Raw genomic sequence first — 19,513 nt, 5'->3', positions numbered from 1 at the left:
CGGTTGGTGGGTTCGGGGGCGGGCTCAGCCGGCGGGGTCCTGGTGCGGGCGGGAGACGTACAGCTGGGCGTACATCCAGCCTTCCTCCTCCAGGCCCCGCGCATCCACTCCTGCCGCTGCCATCCTGTCGAGGACGAGGGCCTGTTCCTGCGGGTCGGCGAACCTGCGCTGCTTGAAGACGTCGTCGACGCGGACGGTGCGGTATCCGAGTCCGGTAAGGGCGTCCTCGACCGGATCGAACGGGAACATCCTGAGCACGAAGTGCGCCATCCAGGGGCGGCGTTCGCCCTGGGCGTGCACGACGCGGGTGAGGGTCCGCTCGGTGACGTAGCCGATGCAGCCCGTCGAGATCACGAGGTCCGTCCCGGCGAGCCGGGCGTGCTGCTCCGGCGTGGGGTCGTCCGACTCCAGGTCGGCGTGGACCGTGTCGTCGAGGAATCCGGCCTCGCGGGCGTAGGTCAGGGCGCTGGTGGAGGCGTCCAGGCCGGTGAAGCGCAGGCTGCGCCCGGGGCCGCGGGAGCGGGAGAGGCCGTGGTCGCGGGCCAGGAGCTCCGCCCGGGAGAGGGTGGCCGCGTCGCCGTAGCGGGTGTACAGCTCGTCCATCGTCGTGTCGTACTTCAGCAGGGCGGCGTTGATCCCGTACGAGCAGCCGATGTCCAGGATCCTGGGGACCTCGACGTGTTCGGACTCCCGGTACTCCTCGATGAGCTTCTCGAAGTGGGGCTTGGCCTGTTGCGGGACGCAGTAGCCGAGGGGGCGGAGCACCTGGAAGTACGTGCGCGGGTCGGGCGCGGTGTAGATGTGGTCGAGCGAGACTTTTCCGGTCGCGTCGAAACGCAAAGGACCTACTCCTTGGTGGGTGGCGTGCGGGGCAGGATCTGTCTGCGCGGGCCGCCCGTCAGTCCAGCAGCCGGTCGCTCCGTACGGCCCGGCCTTCGGCGGCCAGGTGTTCGGGCAGGACGCGGCCGAAGAGCTGCCGGGTCCGTGCCACGCTCCCGATGACACCGGGGCGCTCGCTGTACGCGAAGATGGCCGAGTGGCGGGCCACGTCGCCGCGCACGGGGCTGACGCGGTGCAGTGAGTAGCGGCCCTTGAACAGCTGCAGGTCGCCCGGCCTGAGCGGCAGCCGGTCGCCCCGGGCGCTGCCGTCCAGTACGTCGCGGACGGCGTCGAAGCGCTCGTCCTCGGCGGACCTGATGTTCGGGCAGTACTCGAAGTCTCCGCCGGCCTCCGCCTGCTGGGTGAGCATGCTGACCGTGTACTCGTTGGTGTCGAAGTGCCAGGGGTGCTCCATCCCGGGGCGTACGACGTTGAGCACGAGTCCGGAGAGCGGGTCGGCGAGCTCGTGCAGATCCGGCAGTCCGAAGCAGTCGGCGACGAAGCGCCGGAACGGCGTGTGCCCGTAGAGCCGGGTGATGAGGGCGCCGTCGGGGATGCGGTCGCGTGCGACGAACGCGTTGCCCCGCTGGAGGGTGCGGCGGCCGGGATGGTCCTCGGGGAGGGCCGCGTCCACGGCGATGTTGTAGACGTTGACCGTCTCGACGTCGTAGTAGGCGTGGGGGGCGAGGGCGGCGCACTGCTGTCGCAGCATCTCCTGGAGCGACGGGCGGACGAAGTCCGGGAGTACGGTGCAGCCGACCGTGGCGAGTTCATGCCTCGCCCGCGCCACCACACCCTGCGCTTCGGCGCTTCCGGGGTCCGACAGGGGGTAGCGGTCCGTGTCGACCACCTGGTCGAGCGTGATGGCTTGCAGAGTGCTCAATTCGACCCTCTCCACGCGCGCTTCGGTAACTCCACTGAGGAGTGACGGAGTTGAAGTTCCCACAGTGCCCACCTCGTTGTCTGTGACACGTCACACTCTGTTCGCCGGTCAGTCCGGATCGTGCCTCGCCGCCGTCCCCGCCGTACACGTGAGGACGAAGGGCTTCGCGAAGGGAGGCACCCTGACCGTCACGCTCGGGCAGTCGGGCGGGAGGGCGGTCCGCTCGGTGACGGTGGACGACGGCACGCCCCGTACCGCCACGGCGTCCGGGGCGTTCGCCACGGCGACCTGCAGCGGCTTCCGAGCGCGGGACCTGCGGCGGGCGGGGACGCGTCTGTGCCCCCGGGCTTCCCGGGGGCACGGGCGGCGGGTGTCAGCGGCCGTAGCGGATCAGTCCGCGGACCATGCGGCAGGTGATGTCGGACGGCGGGTGGATGGCGAGGCGGTCGGCTGTCGCGCGGATTCGGTCGTTGTCGGCGCTCGACGGGTGGTGGACGCCCGTGTCGAGCAGGGCGATCGCCAGGCGCATGGCCTTGAGGCGGCGGTTGTGCGAGACGTACCACTCTCGGGGCCGGCCCGCGGGGAGCGGCTTCTTCGGCAGGGGCTTGTGGAACGGCTCGGTCGTGGCTGTGGCAACGGCCATGGACAACCTCCTGGCACAGTGGTGGAACCCTCACGAACTCCCTCCATCTTACCGCCCCCCACTGACAATCACTCCTGGCCAGAGGCTATTTCGGGGTTCCCTCCCGTACCCTTGGCCCCATGGAGATCTGGATCAATCCCGCCTGTTCCAAGTGCCGTAGTGCGGTGGATCTGCTCGACGCCGAGGGCGCCGAGTACACCGTCCGCCGCTACCTGGAGGACGTGCCCTCCCCCGACGAGATCCGCGCCGTGCTCGACCGGCTCGGGCTGGAGCCCTGGGACATCACCCGGACCCAGGAGGCGGACGCCAGGGAGCTCGGGCTCAAGGAGTGGCCGAAGGAAGCCGGTTCGCGCGAGCGGTGGATCTCGGCGCTGGCGGAGCACCCGAAGCTGATCCAGCGGCCGATCATCACCGCGCAGGACGGGACGGCCGTGGTGGCCCGGTCGGAGGAGGCCGTACGGGACGCCCTCGGGCGGTGAGCCGGCGCGCGCCGGGCCTCGGGGTGTGCGTGTCCGTATCCGGCGGGATCAGCGCTCGTCCGTGCCCGCGCGCTTCGCCGTGGCGAGGGCGATGCGGTTCCAGGTGTTGATCGCGAGGATCAGGGCGAGGAGTCCGGCCAGCTCCTGCTCGTCGAAGTGGGCCGCGGCGCGCTCGTAGACCGCGTCGGGCACTCCGGCGTCCGCGACGCGGGTGACCGCGTCCGTGAGGGCGAGGGCGGCCTGCTCCTTCGCCGTGAAGAAGTGCGCCGCCTCCTGCCATACGCCGACCATGTGCAGCCGTTCCTCGCTCTCGCCCGCCTTGCGGGCGTCGGTGGTGTGCATGTGGAGGCAGTACGCGCAGTGGTTGAGGTGGGAGGAGCGGATCTGGACCAGTTCCACCAGGGTCGGGTCCAGGCTCTCGCGGGCCGCCGCGTCCAGCCCGATCACGGCACGGAAGACCTTGGGGGCCGCCTTGGCGAAATTGAGCCGGACGGTGGAGGCGAGGGGGGCCGCGTCGGTGCCGGGCTTGATCTCTGTCGTCGTCATGAGTACGAATCTACGAGGTTCGGTGACCGGCGGCGGGGTGCATTCCAGTGACGGATTCATGGGTCAATTCGGCGGAGATCCTCGGCAGTGACCTGCCGTTGGAGCTCTCCGGCACGGGCGGTCGACGGGCCGTCCTGATGCGGGCGCTGCGCGACGCGGTCCGCAGCGGGAGGCTCGCGCCGGGGACCCGGCTGCCGCCGTACCGCTCGCTCGCCGCCGACCTCGGACTGGCCCGCAACACCGTGGCCGACGCCTATGCCGAGCTCGTCGCCGAGGGCTGGCTGGCCGCCCGCCAGGGCTCGGGTACGCGGGTCGCCGAGCGGGCGGCCCCTCTCGCCCGGGCCCACCGGCGGCGCACCCCGGAGCGGGCCACCCGCCCGGTGCACGATCTGGTGCAGGGCAGGCCCGACCCCTCCGCCTTCCCCCGGAGCGCCTGGGTGGCCTCGGCCCGGCGGGCGCTGACCCGGGCCCCGCACGACGCGTTCGGGCCCGGTGATCCACAGGGGCGGCCGGAGCTGCGGGAGGCGCTGGCCGGCTATCTCGCCCGGGTGCGCGGTGTGCGGACCTCGGCCGAGCGGATCGTGCTCTGCTCGGGCGCCGCGCACGCGCTGCGGCTGCTGGCGGAGGTGGTGGGCGGGCCGTGGGCCGTGGAGGCGTACGGACTGCCGTTCCACCGGGAGCTGCTGGGCGGCCAGGGGGTCCGGACCCGGCCGCTCGCGGTGGACGGGAACGGGGCGCTGGTCGGGGAGTTGGGGCGCGGCGAGCGTGCGGTGCTGCTCACTCCGGCGCATCAGTTCCCGACCGGTGGCCCGCTGCACCCGCAGCGCCGTGCGGCGGTGGTCGACTGGGCCCGGGCGACGGGTGGCCTGGTCGTGGAGGACGACTACGACGGGGAGTTCCGCTACGACCGGCATCCGGTGGGCGCCGTGCAGGGGCTCGATCCGGAGCACGTGGTGCTGCTGGGTTCCGTGAGCAAGAGCCTCTCGCCGACACTGCGCATCGGCTGGATGGTGCTGCCCGAGCGTCTGGTGGACGGTGTCCTCGCGGCGAAGGGTGAGCGGGAGCAGTGGTCGAGCGCCACGGAGCAGCTGACCCTCGCGGACTTCGTCGAGTCGGGGGCGTACGACCGTCAGGTGCGCCGGATGCGGCAGCGTCACCGGCGGCGCCGCGACCAGCTCATGGCGGCGCTGGAGCGGCGCGCCCCGCAGGTCCGGGTGTCCGGCATCGCCGCGGGGCTGCACGCCGTGCTGGAGCTGCCGCGTGGCACGGAGCGTTCGGTGGTGCGGGCCGCGGCCTGGCAGGGGCTGGCGGTCGAGGGGCTCGCCGGGTATCTGCATCCGGCCGCCGGGGCCGGGCGGGACGGGCTGGTCGTGGGGTACGCGACCCCGGCCGAGCACGCGTACGCGCCGGCCCTGGAGGCCCTGTGCCGGGCGCTGCCCCCGGAGTGACGGGGAACGGCCGTCGAGGGGGTGTCAGGACCGCAACGGTCCCAGGGCCGCCTCGGCCTGCGCGAGCACCTCCGTGAGCCGCAGCCCGAACCGGACGTCGCAGGGGTGGGCCACTCCCGTACGCGCCGCGCCGATCAGTGCGTCCAGCGCGGCCCGGAACGCGGCGAGCGCGCCGCCGCCGGGCAGCCGGGCCGTTCCCCGCTCGCCCCTGAATTCGACCTCCGTCCCCACCGCAGTGGTCATGCCGTCGGTGTCCCCCGGCCGGGTTTCCGGCCGGGACCGTATCCAGTGCGCCGCGGGGTGAGACGTCCCGGGGCCGCGGGGACCTGCCGTCCGACACCCGCGGGAAACCTCGGTAACACGGGGTTCACATTCGGGCAACGGACGGGAAATCGCACCTTGCCAAGCTGCGCACCATAGACCGCAGCACCCGCAAAGGATGGCTTCCGTGACGTTCAAGGCTGAGTACATCTGGATCGACGGCACCGAGCCGACCGCCAAGCTCCGTTCCAAGACGAAGATCATGACCGATGGCGCGGAGCTGCCCGTCTGGGGCTTCGACGGTTCGAGCACCAACCAGGCCGAGGGCCACGCCTCCGACCGGGTTCTGAAGCCGGTCTTCTCGTGTCCGGACCCGATCCGCGGCGGCGACGACGTCCTCGTCCTGTGCGAGGTCTTCAACATCGACATGACGCCTCACGAGTCCAACACCCGCGCCGAACTCCGCCCGGTCGCCGAGCGGTTCGCGGGCCAGGAGCCGATCTTCGGTATCGAGCAGGAGTACACGTTCTTCGACGGCCACCGTCCGCTGGGCTTCCCCGAGGGCGGCTTCCCGGCCGCGCAGGGCGGCTACTACTGCGGTGTGGGCTCGGACGAGATCTTCGGCCGTGACATCGTCGAGAAGCACCTCGACAACTGCCTGAAGGCGGGTCTGGCCATCTCCGGCATCAACGCCGAGGTCATGCCCGGCCAGTGGGAGTTCCAGGTGGGACCGGTCTCCCCGCTGGAGGTCTCCGACCACCTGTGGATAGCGCGCTGGCTGCTGTACCGCACCGCCGAGGACTTCGACGTCTCCGCGACGCTCGACCCGAAGCCGGTCAAGGGTGACTGGAACGGTGCGGGCGCGCACACCAACTTCTCCACCAAGGCGATGCGCGAGGGCTACGACGCGATCATCACGGCGGCCGAGTCGCTCGGTGAGGGTTCGAAGCCGATGGACCACGTCAAGAACTACGGCGCGGGCATCGACGACCGTCTGACCGGCCTGCACGAGACCGCCCCGTGGAACGAGTACAGCTACGGCGTCTCCGACCGCGGCGCCTCGGTCCGTATCCCGTGGCAGGTCGAGCAGGACGGGAAGGGCTACATCGAGGACCGCCGCCCGAACGCCAACGTCGACCCGTACGTCGTCACGCGGCTGATCGTCGACACCTGCTGCACCGCGTTGGAGAAGGCCGGCCAGGTCTGATCCGTACGGCACGATCCGACGGCGAGGGCGCCCACCGGCCGCGGTGGGCGCCCTCGCCGTCGGTGCGGGTGGGCCGGGGGCCATGCCCGACGCCACGGCGCTCGCGCCGTCACCGGACCGGCGCGAGCACCTCGGGGCTGAGGGCCGCCGGGGAAGAAGTCCCGGGTGAGGAAGGTAACTTCGCAGGACGGTACCGACGGGTGAGAGGACTCTGATGCGCAGCCGCGATCTCTGCTTCAATGGGGACATGGCCGGCTTCCAGCACACCTCGTCGGGTCGCAGCGACCTCGAGCCGTTCTGGCCCTCCCGTCAGCATCATGACTTCGACCGGGTGTGTTGCCGCGCGTGGATCGCGCAGGCCCTCTAAAGCCGCCTCACCCCGGCCTTCGGCCCGCGCGAACGACGTACGTCCCCCGACGACCTCTCGCGCGAAAGAGCTGACCCTCATGGCGAACACCCGTACTCTCTCCACCGCGTCCGCTGCCACCGCCGCGTCCGCGATGCCCGCTGCGGCCACCACCACCGCTCCCGCCGTCCCGTCCCCGAACCGCCCCCGGCTGCGTGCCGTGGAGCGTGACGAGCTCGCCGAGCTGACCGGCATCGCCGGCTTCCTGCCCCCGGGTGCCACCTGGCTGCCCGCCCCGCAGCACACGCTGCCCGCGCTGCCTGGCCGCCCGCCGATGGTCGGCTACCTGGTACTCGTCCCCGCCGACCAGCAGCCTGCCCTCGCCGGGGCCACGGCCCAGCACGGGCAGCTGGTGCCGGAGCCGGTCCAGGAGGCTCCGTCGCGCGGTCCCGTGCGGATCGACTCCACCCGGCGTACCGCAGCCGTGGACGGCGTCGTGCTCGACCTCACGTACCTCGAATTCGAGCTGCTGGCCCACCTGGTGGCGTACCCGCACCGGGTGCACACCCGTGATCAGCTGGTGACGACGGTCTGGGGATACGGGCACGTGGGCGACGGCCGCACCGTCGACGTCCATGTCGCCCGGCTGCGCCGCAAGCTGGGTGCGGAGCACCGCCGCTCGATCCAGACCGTCCGGCGTGTGGGCTACAAGTACGCCCCCTGATCTCTCTCCAACGCGGAGGAGGCCCCGGATGCCGGGGCCTCCTGCCGGTGCTCGTGCTGTCGCAGCGCGTGGAGCGGTCGTACGCACGGGAGTTGCCGGCCGACGGCGGCATCGGCCATCTGCTCAAGGACCGGGTGTTCGACGCGGACCAGTTCATCGACGCGGTGCGCCGGGTGGCGTCGGACGGGATGGCGACGGATCCCCAGGTGACGCCCGGGGCGCGCCGGAGTGACCATCGCACCAATCCCTCGTTCTGCTGAATGTGCCCCCACTGCGAGCAGTACCGTCGTCCGCCGGTCGTCCCTCTGCGGAGCAGGCCGGCGCGGAGCGGGCCGAGGCCGCCCTCACCGAGCACTACGCGCGGCTGGTGCGGATCGGGTACCTCGTCCTGCCGCCCTCGCTCGGCCGCAACCGCCGTGTGCTGACGGCGCACTGGCTCGCCCAGCGGTGCCTGCCCCGCGGGCACGCCGCGGAGCCGGAGGCCGTACTCCCGGCGGCCTCGGTCGATCCGGGGGGCGCCTACGCGTACGTGCGGCTGCGGGTGGTGCGTACCGCCCTGGAGGCCGGACTCCCCCTGTGGCGGTTCGCCCGGCCGCGGCGGGTGCAGCTGCCGCCCCTGCTGCCCCAGGTGTGGGGGCTGCGGCTCCTCCCGCACTCCTGCGGGGCGGACGAACTGGCCCTGGAGCAGGCGCTGTCCGAGGTGTCCGGGCCCTGCCGGGCCGCCCATGTGCTGCGGGGTCTCGAAGGGCTCGCGGACGACGAGGTGTGCCGGGTCCTCGCCGCGGCGGGCGTCGCGGACCCGGAGGCGGCGCTGCTGGAGGCCGGCCGGCTCACCGCGCCTTACGCACTGCTGGCCTCAGCGGAATTCGACCCCTGCTCGCTGCAGGCCCGGCCGGCCGATCTGCCGCGCCGCAGGCGGCGCGGACGGGCCGTGCTCGCCGGGCTCGGCGCTCTGCTCGTGTGCGGGACACTGCTGCTGATGCCGGGAGACGGCCTGGGCGGTCCCCGCACCACGGCGGCACCGCCCTATTCCCGTCACCCCGCCGCCGAACAGGCTCTGGACCCGGATGCGTTGCGCCGGGTGGCCGCCGACGTCTGGCGGAGCGCGGACCGTACCGACTTCCGTGCCTGGCCCACGCGTGGTGACCGGACCGAGGACACCCGGCTGCTGGGCCGTGCCCTCGCCGCGTGGGCCCGGCCCGGCCCGGGGGTGACCTCCTCGGCGACGCCCGGGACGCCCGTCGGCCCGCCGATGGGCCCGCCGCAGCTGCTGTACGCGGGCGAGTCCGGCGCGGCGGCGGTGGTGCTGTTCCACGACGGGCTGCGCGTCGTGCGCTACGCCGAGCCCCGCAACGCCGATCCGGCGGGCGGTGCCGCGCTCGACTTCGCCCGGGTGGACGGCGCGGACGCGGTGGCGGCGAGCGCCCTGGTCGTGCAGCGCCGGAAGGGCCGGATCCGCTATCTGACCGCGCCCTGGGTGCGCGAGGTGCTGGTGCGGGATCTGTTGGCACCCCACACCCCGGGACGGCCGTTGCGCCGCGACCGGCACGGGGTCACGGACGCGCTGACCGGGCCGGGGGACGGGCCGGCCTGCCGCTCCTGGCATGCCCTGGAGGTGCGGGACGGCACTGCGGCACGGCTGATGACGGACCTCGGTGAGCTGGCTCCGGTACGCCTCACCTCCGGTACGCCGTCCGCTCCGCACGACGTGTCGGGCCGGTCCGACCGGGAGAGCTGGGCACGCACCGCGTGTCTCCTCCCGGCCGTGCGCTCCCACGGGGTCCGGTCGGTGAACTCCTGGCCGTACGCGAAGCAGCCGCTGCCCGAAGGCGACGGGGAGGCGCTGTGGCTCTGCACCCGGGCGGAGACCTGGCGGGGCACCGGGAGCAGGGTGCTGGCCCAGTTCCAGGCGCCGCCGGAGCTGTCGGGCGGCGCCGGCACCCCGGGCGCGGTCGCGGCCCGCGCCGAGGGATCGCCCGACTGCGGGGTACGCAGACCGCGGGTGCTGGCGGGCGTGCTGTGGAAGTCGGAAGGCGGTCGGTGGTACGTACTCGCGGCGGGCTCCCGGCAGTTCGTCTCCGTGTCCGCGACGGGCGGCGTCGAGGGGCGCACGGACGGGCGGCTGCTCGCGGTGCGGGCCCGGGCGGGTGACCGGGCGCGCCTCGAAGGACTGCTGGCGGACGGCAGCCGGGTGGGGGCGCTGCCCTGAGCGGGCGGCCGGACGACCTGCGGCGACTCCCGTTAGGCTGGGGGTATGACGACCGGTGTGCGGCGCAGGATGGGCGTCGACGAGCGCAGGCAGCAGCTGATCGGCGTCGCCCTGGAGCTGTTCAGTCACCGTTCGCCCGACGATGTGTCGATCGACGAGATCGCGACCGCCGCCGGTATCTCGCGTCCGCTCGTCTACCACTACTTCCCGGGTAAGCAGAGCCTGTACGAGGCGGCGCTGGGCCGGGCCGCCGACGACCTGGCCGGCCGTTTCCTGGAGGCGCACGAAGGGCCCCTGGGGGCTCGGCTGCTGCGGGTGATGGGCCGGTTCTTCGACTTCGTCGAGGAGCACGGGCCCGGTTTCACGGCGCTGCTGCGGGGCGGCCCGGCGGGTGGCTCGTCCACGGCCAACGCCCTGATCGACGGGGTGCGCCGGACCGCGTACGAGCAGATCGTCGCCCACCTCGGGGTCGCGTCGCCGCCCGCCCGGCTGGAGCTGGTCGTCCGGTCCTGGGTGTCGCTGGCCGAGTCGACGGCGCAGCTCTGGCTGGAGGGTCAGCGCCACATCCCGCGCGCCGAGCTGGAGTTGCAGCTGGTCCACGACTTCGCCGCGCTGGCCTCGGTGAGCGCCGCGTACGACCAGGAGATGGCCGCCATCATACTGCGGGTCTTCGCGCAGGAGCCGGCTGACGGTCCGTTCGACGAACTGCTGGCGAAGCTCTCCGTCCTGGCGCCCGCCGCACCGCCCGTCCCGGAGCAGCGGCTGCCGTGACGGGGGCGTCCTACCGCTTTCGGTAGGACGGGTCGAGGTCCCTGGTCTCGGCCGAGACGTGGACGACGAGGTCGTCCACGGGCTTCAGATGGCCGGCCAGCAGCTCCAGGACGGACTCGGTCAGCCTCTCCTTGACCTGCGGGGTGCGGCCGGCCAGCAGGGCGATCGAGATGTGCACGATGGCGTCGCCGGCCGGGGCGTCCCCGACGACGGACTCGTCGACCCGCCGGAACCTGGTCTTGCAGTTGGGGAGCTTCGTGGTGACGGTCCCCGCGACCAGCGGGTGCAGGGCGAGGGCGAAGCCACGGCGGTCGAAGCTGTCGTCGAGCTCGGCGGAGTAGTCGACGGTGATCTGCGGCATCAAGCGCTCCTGGATGCGGGGTGGGTGCGGTGTTCCGGCCTCAGCTTTTCGTGATCGGCGCGACCGCACAAGGGAGTCCCGGCCGGCCGCGCGTGTCCGGCCGCCGCTCGGCCCCGCGGTCGTGGGCGGCGCCGGGCCGGCCCTGTTGCCCGGAGCGGCCGGCCCCGTCCCCGTTCCCCCGCGGAGGGACGGAGCCGTGACCGGCCGGTGTGAACAGGACGTACGCGCACGGTGTCCAGCCGTTCCGGCTCCTTCGCCGACGTCTGCGGTCACCGTGGCCCCGTGGGGGTCAGCGGGGCGAGAACACGGCGACCGTGCGGCCCGGGACGGTGAAGCTGCCCGATTCCCCCTCGTACGAGGCCTTCTTGACCGTGGGATCCGCGCCCGCCGCCTGGACGGGGTGCAGGGTGTAGTCCTCGCCGGCCAGCCCTGGGATGCGCTGGCTCTCGGCCCCGGGGGTGGCGTTCATGACGACGACCAGCTCGCCCAGCCGCATGGTGATCACCCCGGGTGTCTCGTCCTTGCCCGAGAGCGGGAAGGACAGGGTGTCCTGGACCTGCTCGGTGGTGGCGAGGTCGAACTCCTTCTCGGTGGTCCGGATGGTGAGCAGGTCCTGGTACGCGGCGGACGCGCCGGTGATCTGCGCACACCCCGGGGTCAGCGCGGGGGCCGTCAGCAGCGGCTTCGCGTAGGTCCACTTGTCCTTGTTGTCGGCGGCCGGCGGCAACCCGCGGCCGAAACCGTTGCCCTTGCGGCAGTCCCAGTGCAGCGCGTTGAACCAGTCGCCGCTGTCGTACGAGTTGCGGTCGAGCGACTTGGAGCGCAGCAGGTCGGTGCCGGCCTGCGAGAGCGACGGGCCCTGCGAGAGTGCGGCGGTCGCCATCGCCAGGACCTGCATGCGGGCCCGGTCGGTGGCCGGGGTGCCCGCGGGGAGCTTGAACGCGAGGGCGTCGTAGAGGGTCTCGTTGTCGTGGGCGTCGGCGTAGGCGAGCGCGTCGCCGGGCACCGCCGCGTATCCGGCGGGGGCCCCGTTGTAGTCGACGGCCGAGCCCTTGACCTCACGGCCCTGGGTGTCGGTGAAGGTGTAGTCGGCGAGGTTGCCGGTGAGGCCGACCTTGATCAGGTCCTGGTAGTGGAGGAGCCGGGCCTTCTGCTCGGCCTCGGTGCCGTTGGCGGGCGAGGTGTTGGGGTCGGTGTAGAGACCGGAGGCGAAGCCCTGGACGCGGGGGTCCTCGTCGAAGGGGCCGCCGCCGCGTACGGCGTCGCGGGCCCGGTCGGAGAAGGTGGCGATGCCGGTGCCGGCCATGTTCTTCTGGGTGGCCTGGACGAAGCGGGCGTCGTCGGCGATCTCGCCGAAGTTCCATCCCTCGCCGTACAGGATGATCTTCTTGCCGTCGACGCCGTCCTCGGCGACGGTCAGCTCGTCGAGGGCCTTGCGGACGGCGAGGATGTTCGCCTTGGGGTGGTGTCCCATCAGGTCGAAGCGGAAGCCGTCGACCTTGTACTCCCTGGCCCAGGTGACGATCGAGTCGACGACGAGCTTGCCCATCATGGTGTTCTCGGGTGCGGTGTTGGCGCAGCAGGTGGACGTGGCGACGGTGCCGTCCTCCAGGAGCCGCTGGTAGTACCCGGGCACGATCTTGTCGAGTACGGACTTGTCGTCCTGGCCGGAGGCGACGGTGTGGTTGTAGACGACGTCCATGACGGTCCGCAGCCCGGCGCCGTTGAGGCCCTGCACCATCTGCCGGAACTCGACGGTGCGCTTCGTGCCGTCGGGGTCGGAGGCGTACGAGCCCTCGGGCACCGTGTAGTGCAGCGGGTCGTACCCCCAGTTGAAGCCGTCCTTCGCCGCGGCTTCGGCGACGCAGGCCTGCTGCTCCTCGGAGTCGGGGGCGTGGACGGACAGGTCGCAGGCGGGCTGCCGCTGGTCCGCCTTCTTCTCGGGGACGGTCCCGATGTCGAAGGCGGGCAGCAGGTGGACGTAGCTGGTGCCGGAGCCGGCGAGCTCCCTGAGGTGCTTCATGCCGTCGGAGCGGGTGTCGGTGAAGGCGAGATACTCGCCGGGGTGCTTCGACGTCGCGTCCGTGACCGAGAAGTCACGGACGTGCAGTTCCTGGATCTGTGCGTCGCGCAGCGGTGCCGCGGCGGGCTTCTTCAGGCCGGACCAGCCGCTCGGGGCGAGCTTCGGGTCGGCGAGGTCGACGACGAGGCTGCGGGCCGAGTCGGCGGTGAGGGCGGTGGAGTAGGGGTCGGTGACCTTGTTGGTGACCGTCTTGCGGACGGTGGGCGCCCAGACGTTCACGGCGTAGCGGTAGGGCTTGCCGTTCCAGCTCTTCCTCCCGGTGACGGACCAGACGCCGGTGCGGTCGTCGCGGCGCATGGGGACGGTCTTCCCGTCGAGTTCGAGCGCGACGGTACGGGCGGTGGGGGCCCAGACGGAGAGCGTGGGGGTGCCGTTGCGGAAGACCGGGCCGAGATCGGCGCTGCTCGCGGCGTTCCCGTAGAGACTGTCCAGGATTCCGGCGGTCTGCACCCCGGTGGCGGCGAGCAGGGCGCCGTTGGCGGCGCGCTGGGTGGCGATCAGCTGGCCGCGCAGCGATTCCCGGACCCTGTCCCGGTCGCGGGGGTCGACGGTGAACGCCGGGTAGTCCCTGAGGTGCGGGTACTTCGCCTTCTGCGCGTCGGTGAGCTCGGTGCTGCCGAGCCGGAGCCACTGCCCCTCCTCGGACAGGGCGCCGTCGACGACGGAGATCCCGCCTTCCTTCGCGTACACGAGCTGCTGGCTCGTGGCGTCGGTCGCCTTGACCTTCCACACGACGGTGTGCGCGTCGATCCACTGGGCCTCGGCCCTGGTGAGATCGGGCGTGGGCACGCCGCCGGTCTGCGGCAGCAGGTAGCCGGGCTTACCGCCCAGCATCCAGACCTCGTGTCCGTACGAGGCGATGTCCAGGGACTGGTCGCTCGGCAGGTCCTTCTCGTCGCCTTTGTGCAGGATGTAGCTGAGCGAGGTGGCGCCGTCGGTGAGCGGAACCTCGAAGGTGGCGCCGTAGGCGTCGGTCCTCACGGGCGGCAGGGGCTTCGCCCAGTCCGTCGGCGAAGCGGCCCCGGTCCAGGTGTGCAGGCCCCAGCCGTCGTAGTCGCCGTCGGCGCGGTGGTAGTGCAGGACGGCCTTGGAGGTGTCCTGCGGCGGGGTCTCGGGTGCCTCGGTGGCCTGCCCGTCCTTGCCCTGCTCGACCCAGACCTGGCCGGTCCTCGCGAGGTCGACGGTGCGCTCGGGGCCGTCGGCGGTGCCGTCCTTCTCGATCGTGTAAGGGACGGAGGAGGCGCCCTCGGCGAGGTCGATCCAGGCGAAGGCGCCGTAGGCGTCCCGGCCGATGAAGTCGGCGCTCCGGTCGCCGGACTTCAGCTGCCAGCCCTCGTAGTCGCCGTCCGCGCGCCGGTAGTGGACGACGGCGTGGTCGCGGTCGACGGCGACGGGCTTCGGGGCGGGCGTGGCCTGGCCCGCGGTCGTGGAGGCGAGGGCGCTCGCGGTGCGTCCTGCCCGGTCGACGACGACGGCCTTGTAGCGCAGCGGGGTCCCGGCCCTCACCGAGTCGTCCAGGTGCTGGGTGACCTTGTAAGGGGCGTGGTCGGCGGAGCCGAGGGTGCGCCACGTGCCGTTGCCGGTCTGCGCGGCGAACACGACCCGGTTGAGCCCGCCGCCGTCCACGTCCGCGGTGATCTCGACGGTGCCGGTGGCTCCGGCGGCGGGTGCCTTCAGGGTGAGCGAGGGCTTGGTGGCGGGGCTGCCGAGCGGCTTGCCGGCCCGGAGCACGACGCTGGACAGCGCGGGCACCGTGACCTCGAGCGTCTTGTCCGCGCCGCTGCGGACGGTGCCGGAACCTCCGTACAGCGTACGGAAGTCCATGCCCGCCGACTCGGTGGCGAGCTCGACCGTCCGCGCCTCGGTGCCGTTGTTGGTGGCGACGACGTATTCGTACGGGCGCTCGGCGTCGGTGCGCGAGAAGGCGTGGACGGAGCCTTGCGCGTACCGCTCGGTCTGGACGCCGTCGCGCAGGGCCGGGTGCTCCCGGGTGAGCTCGGCGAGGGCCGCTATGGACCGGTAGATCGGGTGCCGGGTGTCGTACGCGTCCGAGGCGTGCGTGCGGTCGGTGCCCAGCTGGTCGTCGTCGAGGTAGTCGGCGGTCTTCGAGGCGAACAGCGTCTGGCGTGCGTCCTTGTCGCCGCCCGCTCCGGTGAAGCCCTGCTCGTCGCCGTAGTAGATCACCGGGTTGCCGCGGCCGAGGAACATCAGCTCGTTGGCGAGGCGGGCCCGGTCCAGGAGCTCGGCGTCGTCGGCCTTCGGGTTGTCCTGCTTCAGGAAGGTGCCGATCCGGCCCATGTCGTGGTTGCCGAGGAAGGTCACCTGCTCGTAGGCGTTGGCCTTGTCCGTGGTGTAGCGGTAGTCGTCACCGTAGACCGCGGCGAGCTTCGGGGCCGGGGCGCCCTGGGAGGCGTACTGTCTGGCGGCCTCCTGGAAAGGGAAGTCGAGCGTGGCGTCGAGCCTGCCCCGCGTGACGTACGGCGAGGTGATCGCGGTGTCGGCGGAGTAGACCTCGCCGAACATGAAGAAGTCGTCGCGGCCGCGCTTCGCCGCGTAGCCGTCGAGTGCGGTCGCCCACTGGGTCCAGAAGTCGAGGTCGACGTGCTTGACGGTGTCGATGCGGAAGCCGTCGATGCCGAAGTCGCGGACCCACCTCTCGTAGATCTTCTCCATGCCGGAGACGACCTCGGGCCGTTCGGTCCACAGGTCGTCGAGTCCGGAGAAGTCGCCGTACTCGGTGGACTCGCCGGCGTAGGTCGAGTCACCCCTGTTGTGGTACATGGTGGTGTCGTTGAGCCAGGCCGGGACCTTCTCGCCCGTCTTCACGGGGGTGTACGGGAAGGAGTCGGCGTCCACCTCCGCCATGCCCGCGCCGTCGTCGAAGGGGCGGCCGTCCTCGTCGAGGTACGGGAAGGCGCCCTTGGGCTTGTAGCCGTACTTCTTCTCGGCGTAGTCGACGGTGTCGGCGGTGTGGTTGGTGATGACGTCGAAGAAGACCTTCATGCCCTTGCCGTGGGCCTTGTCGATCAGCCTCGTCAGGTCGGCGTTGGTGCCGAAGTGCGGATCCACCTGGGTGAAGTCGGTGATCCAGTAGCCGTGGTAGCCGGCCGAGGCGTTGTCGCCGGTGCCCTGGACGGGCCGGTTCTTGAAGATCGGGGCGAGCCAGATCGCGGTGGTGCCGAGGCCCTTGATGTAATCGAGCCGCTGGGTCAGGCCCTTGAGGTCGCCGCCCTGGTAGAACCCCTTGTCCGTGGGGTCGTAGCCGGTCTCCAGCCGCGAGCCGGTCAGACCGCCCCGGTCGTTGGAGGTGTCGCCGTTGGCGAAGCGGTCCGGCAGCACGAAGTAGAACTGCTCGCGGGTCAGGTCGTGCCTGGACGGCTCCTCGGCGAGCGCCGCGTCCGAGGGCGGGGCAGGGGGTCTGGGCGCGGCGGACGCCGTGGCCGCCGGTACGACGGGCAGCAGCGCCGCGCACAGTGCGGCTACGGCCCCCCGCCGGAGGGTGGTTCGGGACACGGGCGGGTACTCCTCGGCTTTCGGGGATCAGGCGGTGTGGAGCGGTGCGGGCCGGGGACGCGCACCTCGCGTCCCCGGCCCGACCGGTGGTGTGATGTCAGCTGCGCCAGACGTCGCCGGTCAGCGTGACCTTGCCGGAGGACGGCACGGTCCCGGTGCGGTTGGCACCGCTCTCCCAGGTGACGTTGCCGCTCGCGTCCTTGCGCAGGTACTTGTACTCGAAGGACGTGCCGGCGGGCAGGGCGACGTCGAGCTTCCAGACGGGGTACGCCGCCGGGTCGAGCTTGAGCGCGCTGCCCGGAGCCCAGTTGCCGAGCGCGGCCTGGTTGCCGGTGACGTAGATGTTCTGGCCGGACTGGGTGGTGGCGTTGACGCCGAAGGAGACCCCGGACTCACCGGTTCCGGGACCCGGGGTACTGGTGCCGGTGCAGGTGCGCGCGCCGACGTGCAGGGCGACGGCGGTGTTCGCGCCCAGGGTGGCGGTGAACTGCCCCGAGCCGTTGACGGTGACGCCCTTGCCGGACTGGACGTCGCAGTAGTCGCCGGCGGCCAGCGAGGTCTGGAAGGTACGGGTCAGCGAGGAGCCCTCGTGGTTGATGGCGACGTACGCCTTGGAGCCGCGGCCGAAGGCGATCTGGTCGCCCCCGTTGTCCCACCAGTTCGAGACGGCCTGGCCGCGGGCGGCGTTGCGGAAGCCGACCATGGAGGAGATCTCGCGCCAGGCGTGCTGGCACTTCCAGCCGTCGCTGTAGCAGGCGTTGACCTGGCCGCCGTTGGGCGGGCCCGCGTCCTTGTCCGACCACTCGTAGCCGGAGTGGACGTCCGGGGAACCGTAGGGGTAGGCGAGCATGAAGACGCTCGCCAGGGTGTAGTTCGCGCCGTCCTTGTAGTTCAGGGTGTCGCCACCGCGCTCGGTGTCGTGGTTGTCGACGAAGACCGCCGACCTGCCCGACTCCATGAAGCCCCAGCCCTCGCCGAAGTTCTTCAGGTGGGCGAGGTTCTCGTTGTTGAAGACCTGCTTGAGGCTCCGGCCGTAGCGGAACTCCTGGACGTCGCCGCTGCCGAGGTACTCGGAGGGCGAGACGGCCTCGCCCGCCCCGTAGATCGCCTCGTGCTTCCAGTAGACGCCGGGGTTGCTGAGCCGGGACTTGATGTTCGCGAGGTCGGCCGCGGGCATGTGCTTGGCCGCGTCGATGCGGAAGCCGTCGACACCCAGCGACAGCAGGTCGTTGAGGTAGGTGGCTATGCGGCCGCGTACGTAGTCCTCGCCGGTGTCCAGGTCGGCGAGCCCGACCAGTTCGCAGTTCTGGACGTTGCCCCGGTCTCCGTAGTTGCTGATCTGCGACTGGCAGTCGTTCATGTCGCTGACCGAGTAGGTGCCCGGGTAGTCGTACTTGGTGTACGAGGACCCGCCCGTGCCGGTGCCGGATCCGGCCGACATGTGGTTGATGACCGAGTCGGCGATGACCTTCACACCGGCGCCGTGACAGGTGCTGACCATGTTGGCGAAAGCCGCACGGTCACCGAGCCGGCCGGCGATCTTGTAGCTGACGGGCTGGTACGAGGTCCACCACTGGCTTCCCTGGATGTGCTCCTGGGGCGGTGAGACCTGGACGAATCCGTAGCCGGCGGGTCCGAGGCTGTCGGTGCACGCCTTCGCCACGGAGGCGAACTTCCACTCGAACATCACCGCGGTGACGTCCTTCTCGCCGGGCGGCGCGGCCTGGGCCGGGCCGGCGGCGCCGAACCCGGTGGGGATGGCCAGGACGGCGGCGCCCGTGACCAGGGCGAGCGAGGCGGACAGCGGTCTGCGAGCCATGACGTTCCTCCTGCGGTGGGGGAAGTGCGGGGGGTGGCGGAGCAGCCTCACCTGGCAACGCGCCGTGCCGTCAAGGCTCCTTGAAGGTTCTTGCAGCAAGGATGCAAAACCTGGGGTGCAGCAGACCGTACGAGCCTGACCTGCCCTGGTCAACCCCCTGGACACAGTGCTCTTACATCCCGATCATCTCGCCGAAATATCGGAGATTTCTTCCTGCAAGGGCTTACGCAAGATATTGCGGGACTGTTAGGTTCATCCCGACTCCGGCCCGGTCGGCCGGGGGTCCGGCACGCCGGTCCCCACGCGCCCGGCCGGCCGGGCCGGTCACGCCACGGAGAGGCCCCGACGTCGCTTCCCCGCAGGCCCATCCAGGGCCGTCTTCGGGGCCTCTCCTGTGCGGGCCGCCCATCCTCCGGTCACCCGGCTCAGTAGGTGTGTCCCGGCCAGTGCGGGTCCTCCCAGCGGGCGGATCCGGAGAGGCCGAGCAGCCGTACCCGATGGTGCATCTCTTCAGGAGCGCCTTGCGAGGTGAGACGTGCGGGGGCACGGTCGGCGAGCCAGGCGCTCAGCTCCCTGATGCGCTTCTCGTCGTGTTCCCAGGCGTACCAGGGGAGTTCGTCTCCCAGCAGGTCGTACTCCCACCGGCCCAAGGCCTCCACCAGCCGCCGGCCGGCCGTGGGATGGGTCGTTCCGTCCCACACGGCGAGCCAGGGAGTCACCGTGCCCGAGGCCTCGGCGCACACGGCGAAGACTTCGTACGCCGGCACGGCGGTGTCGGGCGCCGTGAGACTGTCGGCCCACCACGCGTGCAGGAACTCCCTTACGGAAGCCGTCTGATCCGCGGGCCACTGCTGCCACCTGCCACGCCCGAAGGACTGGCCGACGTCCCCCATGTCGAAGAGTGGCTCCACCCGACCACCGGCCAGAGCCGCCGCGAACTGAGGCAGGATGCGGCGCAGTACGGCCCCGTGATCGCTCCAGTCGGTCGCCTGCCACGTACGCCGCAGCAGATCCGGGTCGAGTGCCACGTCCGGCGTCTTGAGCTGGGCGAGGTCTTCGGCGCTGCCCCAGTGGCACTCGCAGTTGTTCTCGTCGGGGACGGCCGTCATCCCACGGAAGGTGGTGGCGAGGCCGTGCAGCGCGGCGTCGAGGCGGAGGCGGGATGGTGTCCGGTCGGCAGGGGGCATGGGCTGTCGCCTTTGTGACTCCGGAAGGTCGCGCCGACCGAAGAGCGCTACGTTACCGGCCCTCGGTGCGCCCGGTCGGCGGGGTACCCGGAAGCACCGTGCGAGCGGGCGGGGCCGGGTCCCTTGCGGCCGGCACCGGATGTGCGACCTGGCG

The 19,513-nt window shown here is 71.7% G+C and carries 14 protein-coding genes and 2 pseudogenes; 7 read left to right on the top strand and 9 right to left on the bottom strand.

Features of this window, described 5'->3' with window-relative positions:
• Positions 1-24 precede the first annotated feature (24 nt).
• The 3 genes from AB0F38_RS03725 to AB0F38_RS03715 all read right to left on the bottom strand — a co-directional run bounded on the left by AB0F38_RS03725 (position 25) and on the right by AB0F38_RS03715 (position 2,405).
• Entirely contained in the window at positions 25-840 is an 816-nt protein-coding gene (locus tag AB0F38_RS03725) for a class I SAM-dependent methyltransferase (protein ID WP_361886012.1), read from the bottom strand.
• Between the two features lie 58 nt (positions 841-898).
• Complete coding sequence (locus AB0F38_RS03720) at positions 899-1,762, bottom strand: arpA protein (RefSeq protein WP_361886009.1); 864 nt, start codon at positions 1,760-1,762, stop codon at positions 899-901.
• A 373-nt stretch (positions 1,763-2,135) separates the two neighbouring features.
• Positions 2,136-2,405 carry a hypothetical protein gene (locus tag AB0F38_RS03715; protein WP_361886006.1) on the bottom strand — a complete coding sequence of 90 codons (270 nt, stop codon included), beginning with the start codon at positions 2,403-2,405 and terminating at the stop codon, positions 2,136-2,138.
• Between the two features lie 119 nt (positions 2,406-2,524).
• On the opposite strand from AB0F38_RS03715, the gene AB0F38_RS03710 reads away from it, so the two are divergent.
• On the top strand, positions 2,525-2,884 hold the full coding sequence (locus AB0F38_RS03710; protein WP_361886003.1) for an ArsC/Spx/MgsR family protein: 360 nt from the start codon (positions 2,525-2,527) through the stop codon (positions 2,882-2,884).
• Positions 2,885-2,932: 48 nt separating this feature from the next.
• Here the strand turns inward: AB0F38_RS03710 and AB0F38_RS03705 are convergent, their stop codons facing one another.
• Entirely contained in the window at positions 2,933-3,430 is a 498-nt protein-coding gene (locus AB0F38_RS03705; RefSeq protein WP_361886001.1) for a carboxymuconolactone decarboxylase family protein, read from the bottom strand.
• Between the two features lie 47 nt (positions 3,431-3,477).
• Between AB0F38_RS03705 and AB0F38_RS03700 the strand changes: the two genes are divergently transcribed.
• Positions 3,478-4,878, top strand: coding sequence for a PLP-dependent aminotransferase family protein (locus AB0F38_RS03700; RefSeq protein ID WP_361885998.1), 1,401 nt, complete (start codon positions 3,478-3,480; stop codon positions 4,876-4,878).
• Positions 4,879-4,902: 24 nt separating this feature from the next.
• On the opposite strand, the pseudogene AB0F38_RS03695 reads toward AB0F38_RS03700, so the two are convergent.
• Positions 4,903-5,112 (bottom strand): annotated as a pseudogene (locus AB0F38_RS03695) (gfo/Idh/MocA family oxidoreductase); the annotation flags it as partial.
• Between the two features lie 214 nt (positions 5,113-5,326).
• On the opposite strand from AB0F38_RS03695, the gene glnII reads away from it, so the two are divergent.
• From glnII to AB0F38_RS03670, 5 genes and pseudogenes are all read left to right on the top strand, one after another.
• Positions 5,327-6,346, top strand: coding sequence for a glutamine synthetase (gene glnII, locus AB0F38_RS03690; protein WP_361885995.1), 1,020 nt, complete (start codon positions 5,327-5,329; stop codon positions 6,344-6,346).
• A 446-nt stretch (positions 6,347-6,792) separates the two neighbouring features.
• Positions 6,793-7,416, top strand: coding sequence for a winged helix-turn-helix domain-containing protein (locus AB0F38_RS03685; RefSeq protein WP_361885992.1), 624 nt, complete (start codon positions 6,793-6,795; stop codon positions 7,414-7,416).
• A 41-nt stretch (positions 7,417-7,457) separates the two neighbouring features.
• Positions 7,458-7,625: pseudogene (locus AB0F38_RS03680) on the top strand (DNA-binding response regulator); the annotation flags it as partial.
• 53 nt (positions 7,626-7,678) lie between these two features.
• Complete coding sequence (locus tag AB0F38_RS03675; RefSeq protein WP_361885989.1) at positions 7,679-9,625, top strand: hypothetical protein; 1,947 nt, start codon at positions 7,679-7,681, stop codon at positions 9,623-9,625.
• Positions 9,626-9,670: 45 nt separating this feature from the next.
• Complete coding sequence (locus AB0F38_RS03670) at positions 9,671-10,396, top strand: TetR/AcrR family transcriptional regulator (RefSeq protein WP_361885986.1); 726 nt, start codon at positions 9,671-9,673, stop codon at positions 10,394-10,396.
• Positions 10,397-10,406: 10 nt separating this feature from the next.
• Here AB0F38_RS03670 and AB0F38_RS03665 read toward each other — a convergent pair whose 3' ends face one another.
• The 4 genes from AB0F38_RS03665 to AB0F38_RS03650 all read right to left on the bottom strand — a co-directional run bounded on the left by AB0F38_RS03665 (position 10,407) and on the right by AB0F38_RS03650 (position 19,359).
• The gene (locus AB0F38_RS03665; protein ID WP_361885983.1) at positions 10,407-10,757 is read right to left on the bottom strand and encodes a 5-carboxymethyl-2-hydroxymuconate Delta-isomerase; all 351 of its coding nucleotides are present in this window, start codon (positions 10,755-10,757) and stop codon (positions 10,407-10,409) included.
• A 289-nt stretch (positions 10,758-11,046) separates the two neighbouring features.
• Complete coding sequence (pulA, locus tag AB0F38_RS03660; RefSeq protein WP_361885981.1) at positions 11,047-16,353, bottom strand: pullulanase-type alpha-1,6-glucosidase; 5,307 nt, start codon at positions 16,351-16,353, stop codon at positions 11,047-11,049.
• 97 nt (positions 16,354-16,450) lie between these two features.
• Complete coding sequence (locus AB0F38_RS03655) at positions 16,451-18,172, bottom strand: carbohydrate-binding module family 20 domain-containing protein (protein ID WP_361885978.1); 1,722 nt, start codon at positions 18,170-18,172, stop codon at positions 16,451-16,453.
• A 425-nt stretch (positions 18,173-18,597) separates the two neighbouring features.
• Entirely contained in the window at positions 18,598-19,359 is a 762-nt protein-coding gene (locus AB0F38_RS03650; RefSeq protein ID WP_361885975.1) for a hypothetical protein, read from the bottom strand.
• Positions 19,360-19,513 lie beyond the last annotated feature (154 nt).

Origin of the sequence: Streptomyces sp. NPDC025273, from assembly GCF_040638585.1 — a bacterium.
In the GTDB taxonomy this organism is placed as follows: Bacteria; Actinomycetota; Actinomycetes; order Streptomycetales; family Streptomycetaceae; genus Streptomyces; species Streptomyces cinereorectus.
The sequence above is the reverse complement of the archived record's forward strand: the minus strand, read 5'-3'. Positions and strand labels throughout refer to the sequence as shown.